Raw genomic sequence first — 14,993 nt, forward strand, 5'->3', positions numbered from 1 at the left:
TTGAGCAACGACTACTACGAGATTCTCGGTGTTTCCCACGATGCGAGCGCCGACGAGATCAAGAAGGCTTATCGCCGCAAGGCCATGAAACTCCACCCCGATGTGGCCGGACCGGGATCCGAGGACGAGTTCAAGAAGGTCCAGGAGGCCTATGAGGTGCTCCAGGATCCGCAGAAACGCGCCGTCTTCGACCGTGGTGGCGACCCGAATGCCCGCATGGGCGGATTCGGGGAGGGAGGATTCAGCAGCGCTGGATTCGACTTCACCAACCTCGTTGACGCCATGTTCGGTGGTGGAACCTCCTTCGGTGGTGGCGGACGTGGGCCACGCTCACGGACCCGGCGAGGTCAGGACGCCCTGGTGCGGATGCGCCTGAGCCTGGCCGAGGCGGTGTTCGGCGTCACCAAGCCGCTGGAGGTCGACACCGCAGTTGTGTGTCCCAAGTGTCAGGGCAAGGGGGCCGAGTCCGGCTCCGAGCCCGTCACCTGCAACACCTGTCAGGGACGTGGTGAGGTCATCACGGTGCAGCGTTCCTTCCTGGGCGACATTCGCACCAGCCAGCCCTGCCCGACCTGCCGTGGTTACGGCACGGTCATCCCGGATCCGTGTCAGGAGTGCTCCGGTGAGGGACGAGTGCGCACCACCCGCACCATCAACGTCAAGATTCCTGCCGGTGTTGCCGACGGCAACCGGATCCACCTGGATTCACAGGGAGAGGTGGGGCCCGGTGGTGGCCCAGCAGGTGACCTGTACATCGAGATGACGATCAGCCCGCACGAGGTCTTCACCCGCGAGGGTGACAACCTCGAGATGGTCGTCACGATCCCGATGACGGCGGCTGCGCTGGGAACCAAGGTTCCGGTGCACACCCTCGAGGCCGATCGCGAGGACTTCGAGGAGTCCCAGAAATCGGTCAGCGTCGAGGTGCCGGCAGGAACCCAGTCGGGAACCCGCATCGTCGTGCCTGAGCGGGGAGTGCCGAGGCTGCGTCGTGGCGGTCGGGGCGACCTGGGCGTCACCTTCATCGTTCAGACACCGACCAAGCTCGACTCCCACCAGAAGGACCTGCTGCGCCAGTTGGCCGAGGCCCGCGGGGAGACCAAGGTGGCGGCGTCCGTGGAGAAGTCGGGTGGACACGGCATGTTCTCCCGCATCAAGGAAGCCTTCGGCGGATGAGTGACGCCTGCTTCCTCGGGGAGGTTTCCGGGGCCACGCCCGGGTCGGTGGTCGAGATCACCGGTGCGGAAGGCCACCACGCCGGTTCGGTGCGCCGCATTCGGATGGGAGAGTCCGTCCTCGTCACCGACGGCGTGGGCCATGCGGTGCGCGGACCTGCCGTCGAGGTGACGAAGGGATCCGTGAGCGTCGAGGTGACCGAGGTGCTCGAGGCCCCTGTCACGGCTCACCGTTGGGTTGCCGTCCAGGCCCTGCCGAAAACCGACCGCGCTGAGCTTGCGGTGGCAACCCTCACCGAGATGGGGGTTCACGAGATCTTGGCCTGGCAGGCCGATCGCAGCATCGTGCGCTGGAAAGGCGACAGGCAGGCCAAGGGTGTGGCGAAGTGGCAGGCGGCTGCCCGCGAGGCCACCAAGCAGTCACGACGATTCCTCGTTCCCCAGGTTGAGCTGGCGCAGACCAAGGATGTGGTTGAGAGGATTCGCGATGCTGACGCTGCCTATGTGCTCCACGAGTCGGCCACCGAGCCGCTGGTGAACCAGGACCTGCCCGAGTCTGGTGAGGTGATCGTCATCGTCGGGCCTGAGGGCGGCATCACCGACCAGGAAGTCGAGTCCTTCGTGGCTGCCGGGGCTCATCCGGTGATCGTGTCTGATGGGGTCCTGCGGACCTCGACGGCTGGCGTGGTCGGACTGGCCCAGTTACGGGCCATAGCCGACCTCACCGCCTGCGGATGAGAATTTAACGGAGCCGGTCAGGGCTCGACGGTTACTTTGATGGCCTCGCCCTTGGCGACGATGTCGAAGACCGTCATGACGTCATCGAGTTTCACGTGTCGGGTGATGAGGTCCTTGACCGGAACCCGTCCCGACGCGATGTACTGCAAGGCGCGCTTGTTGTGCTCGGGGGCTGAACCGTTCGCGCCATGGATATGGAGTTGACGGTAGTGGACCAGATTCGAGTCACAGGTGATCGTCGGGTTGGTTTTCGGTAGTCCGCCGAAGAATGAGATACGGCCGTTTCGAGCTGCCATTGACAAAGCTTGCTCCTGAGTAATGTTAGCTGGGGTAGCTGTGATAACGACATCAGCACCTCGGCCATCGGTAAGGTCCATGATCTTGGCGACGACATTTTCTTGTGAACCGTCAATGGTGACGTCGGGTTTGACAGCAGCGGCCGACATAGCGAGGCGTTCGGCATTGATGTCGATCATGACGATAGTGCCGGCCTTGTGCACGCCGCGTGCGATGCGGGTATGCATACAGCCGATTGGGCCGGCACCGAAGATGACGACGAAATCACCTTCTTCGATGCCAAGTTGTTCTTGGGCGTTGATAGCGCACGCGAAGGGTTCGGCAGCACTGGCCTCATCGAAATCGACGCCGTCGGGGATGCGATTGAGACCGTCTACCCTGAGCACCTCCGGCGGGATAACCATATATTCGGCGAAGCCACCGTCGTATTGGTATCCGATACTGGTCTGGTTCTGGCAGACCTGCATCCATCCCTTTCGGCACTCGTGGCATTCGCCGCATGGGACCGCAGCAATCGATTGAACTCGGTCACCGATCTTCCATCCTTCAGCCACTTTCGAGCCAATCTCGACGATCTCACCGGCAACCTCGTGTCCCATGGTCGTGACTCGAGTGATGTTCTGGTGACCGTTGTGGAGGATCTTGACGTCGGTGCCACAGGTGGAGCAATTGCGAACCTTGATTTTGATCTCGTCAGGTTTGCACTCTGGTTCGGGAATGTCTTCGAGACGAACGTCCTCGGGTGCGCGGAACCTCAATGCCTTCATGATGTGTGCCTTTCTATGATGTGGTTTTACGCCTGCTGGGAAGTGAGAAGACGGAGTACTTCGTCGGCGGATGACGCCTCACGAAGTTGGCGGGCGGTTTCAGCATTGGACAAGAGTCTTGCGAGGGTCGCCATGATCTCGAGGTGCTCGTCGCTCGACGATGCGATGGGAATGACGACGGTGCAGGTGTTCCCATCCCATTCAACTCCCTCGGGGAACTGAAGAAAGCCCAGGGTGGCCTTGCCAATGTGATTGCGGACTTCATTGATGCCGTGGGGAATCGCGACTCCCGCGCCCATGTAGGTGGAGATCTGGTCTTCTCGGGCGAGCATGCCCTTGACGTAGACATCGTCTGCGGCACCTTCGTCAATGAGTACCTGGCCAGCCATGGTGATGGCCTCCTCCTTGCTCGCGGCGTGTTGTCCTAGACGGATGGCGTCTCGGGGCAGCACGCTGGTGGCGACATGGGTGCTAGAGGGCCTGTCTGCGGTCGACGTCTGGGGGAGTTTTTCGTCGTCAGCAGTCCCTGGTGCACCGTGAGCGGCGCGGATTTCAGCCTCGACGCGATCGAAAGCAGGATCGTTCATGTAATTCGTAAACGCGACGACACGGGCGCCCGGGGCGCGCTTGTGAGCGCGGTCAACGAGCCCTTGCTGGGTGAGAATGAGTGATGCGTCTGGGGGAATTTGGTCGATGGCCGTGTGGGCGACGTTGATCCCATATGGCGACAACCTCTTTTTCATGGCGGACGCGACCATTACCGAGGAACCCATACCGGCGTCACAGGCGATGACGACTTCGGAGATGTCAGTAAGTGGTGCTGCGGCACTGGCTGGGGCGGCGCTAACGACGTTCCGGTCCTGATCCTCAGCGACGGTGTCGCCCTTGTCATGATCCTTGCGGATAACCAACATTGCCACAATGAAGGAGACGACGGTTGCAATTAGGAAATCGGCAATCATGGCCACGTAGTGTCCAGGCTGACACATGAGGAACCACGCAATGATTGACCCCGGGGAGGCAGGTGCAACGAGGCCAGCGTGAAGGGCGACGCCGACGGCTAGACCACTCATACCGCCGGCAATGGTGGCGAGAATCGTCTTGGGCTTCATGAGCACGTATGGGAAGAAGATCTCGTGAATACCGCCAAAGAGGTGGATGATGATGGCGCCCGGAGTCGATTGACGGATCTGGCGGGAACCGAAGAACTGGTAGGCAAGTAGAAGGCCGAGGCCGGGGCCAGGATTCGACTCGACCATGAAAAGAATCGAACGCCCGGTGGTGTGAGCCTCTTGGGTGCCCAACGGAGTGAAGATGCCATGGTTAACGGCGTTATTGAGGAAAAGAACTTTCGCTGGCTCGACGAGGACAGATGCGAGCGGCAGCAAACCGTGGTGGACGAGGAATCCAACCCCGGTGGCCAACCAACCCATGAGGGTAGACACGATCGGCTCGACGCCCACGTGCCCGATAATTGCTAGGACCATGCCGAGGATGCCAATCTCAAAGTTGTCCACGAGCATCTCGAACCCGGAGTGAATTCGACCTTTGAGGAGCTTGTCCACTTGTTTGAGCAGCCACGCGGCGAACGGGCCCATCACCATTGCGCCAAGAAACATCGTGATGTCGGCACCCACGACGACGCCCATTGTGGCGATCGCGCCGATGACTCCACCACGTGTCCCATTGACGATCTTGCCACCGGTGTAGCCGATGAGTACGGGAAGCAGATAAGTCAGGGTCGGACCGACGAGCTTGGCGAGGGTTGCGTTGGGAGCCCACCCCGTCTCGATGAAGAGGGCCGTTAACAAACCCCAGGCGATAAACGCCCCGATATTCGGCATAATCATGCCGGCCAGGAAGCCTCCGAATCGTTGGACGGAGGCACGTACGCTGCGTCCCTGCAGGTTCTTATTGACCGTCGCATCAGGTAATGACATCGGAACTCCAGTGTGCTCAGCTGCCAGCATCGGCAGGATCCCCATCGATCTGTGAACAAGTCTGGATCTATCTGTTTGTGTTGTCAAGGAGTTGGGTTGTGTTGGTTTCTTGGGGGTATAAACCACGGGGTCGGACAGATGACATCTGTCCGACCCCGTTGATGTACGTCGCTTTCAGGGCGAAACGTCACTTAGCGCCATCAAGAGCGACGACGAGCAGGCCACCGATGAGACCAAGGTTCTTGAAGAACTGGATCTGCTCACCGGTCTTCTCGTCGCCATTCTTCTCCCAGAAGGGATGTCCGGCGAGGGTCACGGGGACGAGCTGGGCGGCCAGGATGGTGGCGGCCAGACGCGGCTTGATTCCGAGGGCCAGCAGGGAACCGGCTGTCAGCATGGTGCCGCCGCTGACCTTGACCAGCAGTGAGGGGTCAACCTCAGCAATCTGAGAGCGGACCGATTCGGGCAGCTTCTCGAGCAGCCCGTCAACAGCGCCGGAGAGCTGATCGGCATTCTTGAACTCGGCGAGGCCCCCGGTGACGAAGATGGCCGACAGGGCGGAACGGGCGGTGAACTTGGCAAGGGACATGAATCCTCCTGACTACTAGGTGCTACTTCCATCGTGCCCCATCAAGGCTCGCTTGGGTGGTCACGTTCGCGTTTAGGTGACGAATCCACTTCTTTTCATGGTGGCAACTCAAGGACGATGGCGGCCATGGACGAGTGATTCGTGGGTGAACACCGGGGGGATCAGTGGGTCAGTGCCAGGGCCAGCGGCAGGACAGGGCCTGACCCAGCTCGTCTCAACGATCGTGCGGCGACAGTCATCGTCCATCGACTGGAGATGACGTCATCGACGAGGAGAACCGGGGCACCCCCGAGGTGTGACAGGCGTGACATGAGCTGCGGACCGACGCTGAAACGGTTGTGTACGTCGCGAAGGCGGTAGGCCGAATTCGTCGATGAATTGAGTCGTGGTGCATTCTCTGCGAGATCGAGCCCGCCAAGGTCCTGGAGGTGGCCGACCCGGGCAAGTCCCGAGGCCAGAGAGTCGATGAGGTGAGGTCGAGTGGCGGATGGCACTCGGACCACAGCGGTCGGACGATGCACCCATTCCCACTCGGCCAGTACTCGGACACAGGCCTTGGCCAGTGCCGGGGTGATCTCGGCGTCGATGGGGACGCCGTCGGCGTCGTTGCGAAGCAGGTCTCTCAGCGGCCCACCCCAGCCCAGATCGGAGAGCCTGGCGATGACGCGGCCCTCCTCGGCCGTCTCGTCGGCGCTGATCCGACCCTTGAGCCCAACTCCCAGGGTGTCCATTCCCGATGGCCACGTCGTGCGAGGCTCCACAGGTACGCCTACCCGGTCCAGGGCGGCCGTCGCCGAGGATGATGCTGTTGGGTCAACCTTCGTCGGATACCACGGTCCGGTGCAGACATCGCAACGACCGCAGGGAGCGGGTGAGGGGTCGTCGAGCTGACCGGTGAGGAAGACCATCCGGCAGGTGTCCAGCCGTTCGTAAGTGAGCATGGCCTGCTGCTCATCGCGTCGCGCCTGGGAGATCCGCTCGTAGCGCTCGGTGTCATGGATCCACGGCTTTCCGGTCGCCCGCCAACCACCACGAACCTTTTCGACCGCCCCATCGACCGCCATCACCTTGAGCAGCAGATCGAGCTGACTGCGTTTGATGTCAACACGGGCTTCCAACGCCGGCACCGACAGCACCTGGCCGTTGGACAGTGCTCCCAGGGTGGTGTCGGCACGTTCCTGGGTAGGCATGGATGCGGTTGCGAAGTAGGTCCATATCCCCTGGTCCTCAGGACCCGGAAGCAGCAGGACGTCAGCGTTCTCAGTGGCGCGACCGGCTCGACCGATCTGTTGGTAGTAGGCGATGGGGGAGCTGGGTGCTCCCAGATGAACCACGAACCCCAGATCGGGCTTGTCGAACCCCATGCCAAGAGCACTCGTCGCGACGAGTGCTTTCACCTGGTTGTCGCGCAGAGCCTCCTCGAGGGCTGCTCTTTCCTCGGGGTCCGTGCGTCCGGTGTAGGTGCGTACCTGGTGCCCGGCCTCGACCAGTGCTCGTGCGGTGTCCTCCGCCGTGGAGACCGTCAGGCAGTAGATGATCCCGGACCCCGGCAGCTCACCCAAGTGCTGCACGAGCCAGGCCAGGCGGTCGGCCGGCCTGGACAGGTTGAGCACTCCTAAGCGTAGGGAGGCTCGGGCTAGGGGTCCGCGCAATACGAAGACGTCATGACGATCACGAGCCGGTGCGATCTGTTCGGCGACGTCCTGGACGACCCGCGAGTTGGCGGTGGCAGTCGTCGCCAGCACCGGGATGTCGTCGGGCAGTGCCGAGACGAGATCACGGATGCGTCGATAATCGGGTCGGAAGTCGTGGCCCCAGTCGGAGATGCAGTGAGCCTCGTCAATGACGAGCATCCCGAGTCGTCTCACCAGATCAGGCAGTTGCTCATTGGCGAATTGTGGATTTACGAGTCGTTCCGGAGACACCAGCAGGACGTCGACCTCGTCAGCATCGAGCCGCTGGATGATCTCGGCCCACTCGGTGACATTGGCCGAGGAGATCGCGGCGGCCCTTACCCCAGCGCGCTCCGCTGCAGCCACTTGGTCGCGCATGAGGGCGATGAGAGGGGAGACGATGAGGGTCGGCCCTGAACCCGTGGAACGCTGAAGCAGGGTGGCGACAAAGTAAACCGCCGACTTTCCCCAGCCGGTGCGCTGGACGACGAGCGCTCGACGATGATGGGCGACGAGAGCTTTGATGGCCTCCCGCTGTCCGGGGTGGAACTCGGCATCATCACGACCGACGAGCCGGCGCAAGATTGCCAGTCCGCGGCTGTGCAGGTCGCGGTCCGGTGTCTCAGACGTTGTCGTCATGGTCCCTCCTCTCACCCCTCATCCTGACCGGAACCACCGACAGTTTCGTGCCGCGGTCCCGGAACGCCAGGAGAACAGCGAGGTCAGAACGGCAACGGCAGTTGGTCGATGACTTCCTGGGCCTGGGACTGCTGGATCGAGACGATGCTGCCCAACCATTCGATGACAGCCTCTTGGGTGGCTTCGTCGAATCCCTGCACGACGTCGAGGTACTCGGCGCCACTGTTCGCGGCTGCACCACAGGAACGCACTACGTCAGCCGGAGCCGGCGCATCGACGACGGACAAGATGGACAGGAAGACGTCACGGCTCTCGATCAACTGAGCTCGGCCTGCGTCGGTCGGCCGGAGCTTGCCGACGAGGGACTCGAGCCTCTTGACCCGCTCGGCACGCGCCGAGGCGAGGTTGTCGAGGGCTCCCTGCCACACCAGCCCGGACAGCCGGTCGTGCGACATGAAGAGGCGACGAATCTGGCGGTACCAGGCCTCCAGGGCCGACAGGTTGCCGAGGTAGGTGACGTTGTGGGCGATGATCCTGTCGAGCTTGGCGTAGCTGGCCGGGGTCACCGGACGCTGCCTACCGGCGGGCGGAGGAGCGAGGACGAGCTGGTCGTCGTCAGTGATGTCGTCACGCAGGATCGACCCAGCCCCGACCACGGTTCCGAATCCGGTCACCACCGGCCCAACGGTGCCTCCCTGACCACCGAGAAAGATCGGGTGCTGATTGAGCAACACCCCATGCGGGACGTCACCGAAGAGGGATGGCGTCGTCTTGTCGCCGTCAGGAGTGAAGTTGAAGTGAATGTAGGACGACCCGACCTCGGAGTGATCCGACCGAGAGGTTCCTCCGGCCATGAGGACGTCACAGAAGTTGATGAGGCTGCCGAGGGTGACGAATGGCAGCAGAATGGTCTGCTTAAGGCCGACGGTGTGGGCCCCACTGGCCTCTTCCTCGAGGATGGTGCCGCCACGGACGTGCGCGCCCGATGCCATATTCGCCCCGGCCAGGAAGACGGCGTCCTGGGCGAAGCCGCCCTTGAGCTTGACCCCGGTGCCGAGCTGGCAGTCCTGGATCGTCATGGGGGTTTCGTCGCCGAGCACGCACCCGGCGGAGATGACCGTGCGACGGCCACGAATCCGACATCCGGGGCCAACGACGACACCGTCACCGCTGATGCTGTCGACGTCGACGTCGTCGTCAATGTCGACGGTCAACGGATTGGGGATGCGCGCCCCCTTGTCGATGAGCTTGGCCACTTTCTCCAGGCCACGCGGTTGCAGCGCAGGGGAGTTTACGTCCATCGATGGTCCTTTCGGGGTGGCGGTTCGTACCGACCAGCGTAGTCAGTCGTGCTGACGGCCGCGGGCCATGACGAGCCAGGCCGCTGCGACGACGAAAGCCATGCCGACCATCTGCACCGGGGTGAGGGTCTGGCCCAGGATGAAGAATCCTGCGGTTGCGGCCACGGCCGGTTCCATACCGGTGAAGACGCCATAGACCGTGGTGTCAATGTGGCGCAGGGCGTACATCTCCAGGCTGTAGGGCAGGGCGGAGGACATCAGGGCTACCACGAGGCCAATGAGGAGGTGACGGGGCTGGACGAGGTTAGCCCCCTGGGCAACGAATCCGATCGGCAGCAGGACGACCGAGTTCAGCGCGATGGCCCACCACAACCCCTCGAGCTTCGACCAACTCGCCCCGACGAGCTGTGCTGACTTGGCGTAGAGGGCCCAGAAGATACCGGCGGTGAAGGCCAGCAGGAGGCCGAGAATGCTGATGCTGGCCCAATCGGCATTGAGGGCCCCGGAGACCCCGACGACACCGCCCAGAGCGAGCAGGATCGCCAACCAGTCACGCACTGAGTGGCTTCCCAGGGCGGCCATCCCCAGTGGCCCGAGGAACTCGACGGTCACTGCCACACCCAGCGGCAATCGCTCCAGGGAGAAGTAGAAGGCGGTGTTCAAGCCGCCCAGGGCGATGACCAGAGCCAGCACCCTCATCCAGTCGTCGCGGGTGTGGCCGTGCAGATGAGGTCTGACGACAGGGGCCATGAGAAGGGCGGCCAGCGACATTCGCAAAGCAACGGTTCCCAGCGGTCCCACCTGAGGGATGAGGGTGGCAGCCAAAGCTCCCCCGATTTGAACTGAGAGGACAGCTCCTAACATGAAAAGAACTCCGCGCACGGGGCCCACCATAGTGGCGCACCTGCCACGATCATGGCGCTGCTGTCGGCTCGTCGCGCCCTGGAGGGTCTGAATCGATGCCCCACACTCGGTGTCTCGGTTCTGTGGCTGACCTCAGCGCGGCACCACCAGGGCGAATCCTGACAGGAATAGGCCGGTGAAGATGCCTCCGGAGCGTTCTTGGGCTTTCTTGGCTGCTGATGGGTCCACTTCTTTGATCATGGCGCCGGTTTCCAGGTCGTAAAGTCTGATGACAGGACTGTCGGTGGCGGTGTCGACCACCCCGACGGTTTTACCTTGGATTCGGAGTGGAATTCCCTGATCTGCGGCCAAGTGGGTGTTCACGATGAGGCGGGATTTTCCAGTGGTCAGGTCAGTGGCCACGACTTGCCCGGACAGGAGGGTCCAGATGAATTCATGTCCCATGATGACCGCGTCTGAACCGGTAGGGCCCATGCTGTCTTCGCGGACTCCTCCGCCGTCGATCGTATTGAGGGGTTTCCCGTGTTCATCGGTGATCGGGATCTGCCAGGCTGATCCTGTTTTCAGGTCGAAGAATGCCAAGGTGGTTTGCGGGTATGTCGCCTTTTTGTTCCATGACGTTGCCCCCAGTCGCACGACAAGATCCTTCCCGTGACATGCGAGGCCGCTTTCGGGGGTCAACCCCCACCGGGGTGTCATAAGAGGCCCGAGGTCTACCGTCTTGTGGTGCTGTCGGTCGATGCGGAAGAATTGCACTCCTGAAGGGCTATGGTATGTGTTGTGGGAAATCCCATATATCTGATTGTTGCACATTGTAATATCAGACACCCAGTGTGGTATGTGCATTGATGTGCCATCGGTGAATTCGAGAAGGAATGTATATCTGTCGGGATTTGATGGATCGTCGCCCCAATTCGACAAGAATGCAAATTCTCCGGCACCGAGAGGATAGGGGTAGATGAATTGCGAATCTGATACGTAAGGATCTTTTCGGGGTATGATCCTGGTTCCTGATTTCCCCATGACGTACATGTTGGAGAAGTCAATGAAAGCGACGTTTCCGTTGCTATCGGAGCCGACGCTAGTGTATCGGGGCGCGTTGTCCAGTTTTTTGAGTTCGTGGGTGGTGTCCCCGTCGAGGGACAGAAAACCCGGGCGATTGAAGATGGGGTCATTTGGTTGGCTCCAGGATGCGGCGATCCTGACGTCGTCGGGAAGCGTATCGGCTTCACTGATGGAACTCGTTCTGACTTTTCCGCACGCACTGGTTGTAATGAGACAGATCACCGCGACCATGCAGGTCGCGAACCTTGTGCGCTTGTGTCGATTGCGTGTTGCTCTCATGGTGATTGACGCGGTTTTCATCCTCAGTAGTGCACGAGATAACGACTGTCGCGGATGTCATCAGGGTAAATCCCCGGTCCGTCATCGGAGTCAAGATCATATCCGGAGATCTTGTATGCCGCCCACACGAACTGGGAACAATTGTAATGAATGTCCTCGATCTTCTTGTTGTTCCAGAATTGTTTCTTGTATGGTCTATTGAGATGGGCGTATGCCCAAGTTTTCGCTTTTTCTCGGGCTGACCAAGGTATACCCTTGAGACCATATCTTCCCCAATTGCGAGATACGCATTTCGCTTTGGGGTGAATCCTTCGAGTATTTTTCCCTACTCCGGGGCTTCGGTGAGGAGACGGGGCTCCGTGCACAGGGCGACATGATTCCATGCCGTTGTACCAGCAGGACCGGCAGCTGTCCACATGATGTCACCGCGATGATTGGCATCGAGAGCATGGGTGGGGCACTGCCCGGAACTGCTCGATGACGATCTCGTCGAGGAGCTGCTGAAACCTGACTCTCGGGCTTCACGAGTGACTTCTGCAACGAGGAACTTGGCAATCTGTTCCGGTGACTCGTTGCGTTGGCCAGCCAAGGACTCGACGCCTTCGATCACATCGATTCTCGTTGATTCTGGTGTGAATCGCACCAATGTGTCGATGTCACTATCCCAAGCAGTCGCATGTACTGGTGCGACTGGGAGGGTCGCAGTGAGTAGCGCGCCGATGACGGCCATCCCCAGAGTATGAACAGCTTTCATGGGTATCTTTCCTTCTCGGAGGTGAGCCACATTGCTCACAGCGTAAGCAGTAGGGGCCGTACCGGAGAGGGGCAGGGTGGTTTCCCTGGTCCCCTCTGGCCCGGCGCGCCCAGGGGGGACTCGTCAATACAATGACGCCCATGCCATTCGGATTTGACGTCACCTCGCACCTCGACGACTCCTATGGGCGCACTGGCGTCATCCACACCCCGCACGGTGATATCGAGACCCCGGCCTTCGTCGTCGTTGGGACCAAGGCCACGGTCAAGTCCTTGCTGCCTGAGTCCGTGGCGCAGCTGGGAGCTCAAGCCGTTCTGGCCAACGCCTATCACCTCTTCCTACAGCCGGGTCCAGACCTCGTCGACGAGGCCGGCGGACTGGGACGGTTCATGAACTGGACCGGCCCAACCTTCACCGATTCCGGCGGCTTCCAGGTGCTCAGTCTCGGCGCCGGGTTCAAGAAGACCCTGGCGATGGACGTCTCGGAGCTCACCGAGGAAGACGTCATTGCTGCCGACGCCGACCGCAAGGCCATGGTCGACGACGACGGCGTCACCTTCCGCAGCCCGCTCAACGGTGACCTCCATCGCTTCACCCCTGAGGTGTCGATGGGGATCCAGCACCATCTCGGTGCGGACATCATGTTCGCCTTCGACGAGCTGACCACGCTCATGAATACCCGCTCCTACCAGGAGGAGGCGTTGGAGCGGACGCGACGGTGGGCCGAACGCTGTCTGGCTGAGCATCGTCGCCTCACCGAGGCCCGGGCCGGCAAGCCGTACCAGGCTCTGTTCGGGGTTATCCAGGGAGCACAGTACGAGGACCTGCGCCGCAAGGCCTGCCGGGATCTGTCGCAGATGGAGATCGACGGCCAGCGGTTCGACGGCTTCGGCCTGGGAGGTGCCATCGAGAAGGTCAATCTCGGGCGGATCGTCACCTGGTGTGCTGAGGAGCTTCCGGAGGATCGTCCCCGTCACCTGCTGGGCATCTCCGAGCCTGACGACCTCTTCGCCGCCTGCCGTGCTGGTGCCGACACCTTCGACTGCGTCAACCCTTCCCGGGTGGCCCGCAACGCCGCCATCTACACCGTCGATGGGCGCTACAACGTCAACACCGCTCGATTCCGGCGTGACTTCGGTCCGTTGGAGGAGGGCTGCGACTGCTACACCTGCACTTATTACTCCCGTGCCTACCTCCACCACCTGTTCAAGGCGAAGGAGATGCTTGCCAACACCCTGGCGACGATCCACAACGAACGCTGGACGGTTCGGCTCGTCGATCAGATTCGCGCTGCCATGCGTAACGGGGAGTTGGATGCCCTCGAGACCGAGTTCATGGGTCGCTGGAATATCAACGGTGGAAGGTTGGTCAAGGCCAACTGATATGCCTGTTCTCCCTCATCCCCGGCCTCGCGACGGAAGAGACTGAAGGCGCCATTCGTGACGCTCGCGAACGCGAGAGTCGATCGTGGCCTTCGTGGCGATGGACGCCCTTGACGTCGATGACGACGTCGAGGTGGGGTCACTGATAATGGTCGGTCGATTCGATCGGCTCCCTCGACCAGGGTGATGATTGACGGGATGCCCGAGCGGGTCGAGGTCCTGGGCGGCACCATCGCCTCGTCGAATTCCGTGGTTCCACTCAGATCGACCGTCTCCTCGAGATCATCGTCACCGAGCCGATGAACCGTGGCGGACTGATCAAGCTGGACCATCTTCGCCCGAGCTTGAGCGGGGTCTACCGAGAGGTGTCCCAGTGGGACCTGGCTGTCAGCGAGGTAATGGACAAGATCGAGGTGGTTCGGGATGCTGATGAGGCCGAGGCCGATCGCAGGTTTCAGGGTGACGGCTGGTCTTCATTCCACTGCGCATGCTCGGTCATCGCACGCGGCGGTGGCCCTTGTCCTGATGGCGTTCTCCGTGCTCGCAGGAGAAAGGATCTACCGACACTCGATCTTGCAGACGATCGGCCGGGTCAGCGTCGAGAACGCTTGGAGGCCGAACGAATTCGTGGCGCGACGTTCGAAGGTGCTGGTGTACGGGACTGTCAGCGAAATCTGCCAAAAATCGGCCCGACACCATGATGGCAACGTCACCATCGGCGTTTATTGGCAGATTTCGCCGGTATTCCGAGGCACAGCGTCAATGCTGAGCTGCTGCCAGCCTCTCCTGGTAGGTCGGCTCACGCTTCTTGATCCACGCGATGATGCGAGTCGTGATCGGGATGCAGGCGTACTCAACGAGGGTCTTCCACAAGAATCCGAAGAAGGCGTAGTTACACCACTGGCCGAAGCTGGTGATTCCGACGACTGGTGCCGCGATGGCGCAGAAGATGACGGTGTCGACGGCCTCACCAGCGCCGGTGGACCCCATCAGTCGACCGACCAGGCCGCGCTCCAACCACTTGGCCTTGAGACGAACCATGATGACCGAATTCGTGAACTGCCCGGCGAGGAATCCGCACGCACCGGCCAGCACCATCTGCCACAGCGGTCCCAGCGACATCTCGAGGGCGGCGTCATGAGCCACAGAGTAGGGATCGGTGAACCCCGGAAGGGCAATGATCGCCCAGAAGCACAGCACCGAGAGGATTGCACATATGAACCCCATGACGATGGCCCGGCGAGCAGCCTTGATCCCGTAGATCTCAGTGGTGATGTCTCCCATGACGTAGGCGAGCGGGAAGAGGAAGAACCCGCCGTCGGTGGTGATGGGGCCGAGCTGGACTCCCTTCGATCCACCGATGTTCGACAGGATGACCACGACACACATGAGGGTCAGGAGGATGTCGTAGTGCCCAGATCCGCGATCGGCATACGTCGGGCGGATGGTGGCAGATGATCTGCGGCTGGAGGAGTCTGATGTCACGGCGACATGGTATCCGTGTTGAGAAATACCATCGAGGTGACGACC

General features: G+C 61.4%; 11 protein-coding genes and 1 pseudogene. 4 read left to right on the top strand and 8 right to left on the bottom strand.

Annotated elements, in window-relative coordinates:
- Positions 1-1,176 carry a molecular chaperone DnaJ gene (gene dnaJ, locus ACP8ML_RS04625; RefSeq protein WP_117189543.1) on the top strand — a complete coding sequence of 392 codons (1,176 nt, stop codon included), beginning with the start codon at positions 1-3 and terminating at the stop codon, positions 1,174-1,176.
- Positions 1,173-1,913: a 16S rRNA (uracil(1498)-N(3))-methyltransferase gene (locus ACP8ML_RS04630; protein ID WP_117189544.1), complete on the top strand. Its 741-nt coding sequence runs from the start codon at positions 1,173-1,175 to the stop codon at positions 1,911-1,913. Before dnaJ ends, ACP8ML_RS04630 begins: the two co-directional genes overlap by 4 nt.
- A 17-nt stretch (positions 1,914-1,930) precedes the next feature.
- Here the strand turns inward: ACP8ML_RS04630 and ACP8ML_RS04635 are convergent, their stop codons facing one another.
- From ACP8ML_RS04635 to ACP8ML_RS04665, 7 genes are all read right to left on the bottom strand, one after another.
- Positions 1,931-2,977: a zinc-dependent dehydrogenase gene (locus ACP8ML_RS04635; protein ID WP_069101535.1), complete on the bottom strand. Its 1,047-nt coding sequence runs from the start codon at positions 2,975-2,977 to the stop codon at positions 1,931-1,933.
- A gap of 26 nt (positions 2,978-3,003) precedes the next feature.
- Positions 3,004-4,917, bottom strand: a complete 1,914-nt coding sequence (locus tag ACP8ML_RS04640; RefSeq protein ID WP_171048633.1) for a PTS mannitol transporter subunit IICBA — start codon at positions 4,915-4,917, stop codon at positions 3,004-3,006.
- Positions 4,918-5,104: 187 nt separating this feature from the next.
- Positions 5,105-5,506, bottom strand: coding sequence for a DoxX family protein (locus tag ACP8ML_RS04645; protein WP_117189545.1), 402 nt, complete (start codon positions 5,504-5,506; stop codon positions 5,105-5,107).
- A gap of 161 nt (positions 5,507-5,667) precedes the next feature.
- Positions 5,668-7,818, bottom strand: a complete 2,151-nt coding sequence (locus ACP8ML_RS04650) for a RecQ family ATP-dependent DNA helicase (protein ID WP_117189546.1) — start codon at positions 7,816-7,818, stop codon at positions 5,668-5,670.
- 83 nt (positions 7,819-7,901) lie between these two features.
- Positions 7,902-9,119 (bottom strand): UDP-N-acetylglucosamine pyrophosphorylase, encoded by a 1,218-nt coding sequence (locus tag ACP8ML_RS04655; protein WP_117189547.1) that lies wholly within the window; start codon positions 9,117-9,119, stop codon positions 7,902-7,904.
- A gap of 42 nt (positions 9,120-9,161) precedes the next feature.
- The gene (locus tag ACP8ML_RS04660; RefSeq protein WP_117189548.1) at positions 9,162-10,013 is read right to left on the bottom strand and encodes an EamA family transporter; all 852 of its coding nucleotides are present in this window, start codon (positions 10,011-10,013) and stop codon (positions 9,162-9,164) included.
- Positions 10,014-10,115: 102 nt separating this feature from the next.
- Complete coding sequence (locus ACP8ML_RS04665) at positions 10,116-11,279, bottom strand: hypothetical protein (protein WP_117189617.1); 1,164 nt, start codon at positions 11,277-11,279, stop codon at positions 10,116-10,118.
- 942 nt (positions 11,280-12,221) lie between these two features.
- Between ACP8ML_RS04665 and tgt the strand changes: the two genes are divergently transcribed.
- Together tgt and ACP8ML_RS04675 are read left to right on the top strand one after the other, a co-directional pair.
- Positions 12,222-13,463, top strand: a complete 1,242-nt coding sequence (gene tgt, locus ACP8ML_RS04670) for a tRNA guanosine(34) transglycosylase Tgt (protein WP_171048634.1) — start codon at positions 12,222-12,224, stop codon at positions 13,461-13,463.
- Positions 13,464-13,929: 466 nt separating this feature from the next.
- Positions 13,930-14,096 (top strand): annotated as a pseudogene (locus ACP8ML_RS04675) (ABC transporter permease); the annotation flags it as partial.
- Positions 14,097-14,222: 126 nt separating this feature from the next.
- Here the strand turns inward: ACP8ML_RS04675 and ACP8ML_RS04680 are convergent.
- Complete coding sequence (locus ACP8ML_RS04680; RefSeq protein ID WP_117189618.1) at positions 14,223-14,975, bottom strand: queuosine precursor transporter; 753 nt, start codon at positions 14,973-14,975, stop codon at positions 14,223-14,225.
- Between the last annotated feature and the right edge of the window lie 18 nt (positions 14,976-14,993).

This window comes from Cutibacterium sp. LaCa_255, from assembly GCF_057458005.1.

Excerpts from the sequence above, each read along its gene's own strand:
- ACP8ML_RS04640 (WP_171048633.1), bottom strand. The coding sequence starts at position 4,917 with ATGTCATTACCTGATGCGACGGTCAATAAGAACCTGCAGGGACGCAGC.
- ACP8ML_RS04665 (WP_117189617.1), bottom strand. The coding sequence starts at position 11,279 with ATGGTCGCGGTGATCTGTCTCATTACAACCAGTGCGTGCGGAAAAGTC.
- ACP8ML_RS04645 (WP_117189545.1), bottom strand. The coding sequence starts at position 5,506 with ATGTCCCTTGCCAAGTTCACCGCCCGTTCCGCCCTGTCGGCCATCTTC.
- ACP8ML_RS04660 (WP_117189548.1), bottom strand. The coding sequence starts at position 10,013 with ATGGTGGGCCCCGTGCGCGGAGTTCTTTTCATGTTAGGAGCTGTCCTC.
- ACP8ML_RS04655 (WP_117189547.1), bottom strand. The coding sequence starts at position 9,119 with ATGGACGTAAACTCCCCTGCGCTGCAACCGCGTGGCCTGGAGAAAGTG.
- ACP8ML_RS04635 (WP_069101535.1), bottom strand. The coding sequence starts at position 2,977 with ATGAAGGCATTGAGGTTCCGCGCACCCGAGGACGTTCGTCTCGAAGAC.
- tgt (WP_171048634.1), top strand. The coding sequence starts at position 12,222 with ATGCCATTCGGATTTGACGTCACCTCGCACCTCGACGACTCCTATGGG.
- ACP8ML_RS04650 (WP_117189546.1), bottom strand. The coding sequence starts at position 7,818 with ATGACGACAACGTCTGAGACACCGGACCGCGACCTGCACAGCCGCGGA.
- ACP8ML_RS04630 (WP_117189544.1), top strand. The coding sequence starts at position 1,173 with ATGAGTGACGCCTGCTTCCTCGGGGAGGTTTCCGGGGCCACGCCCGGG.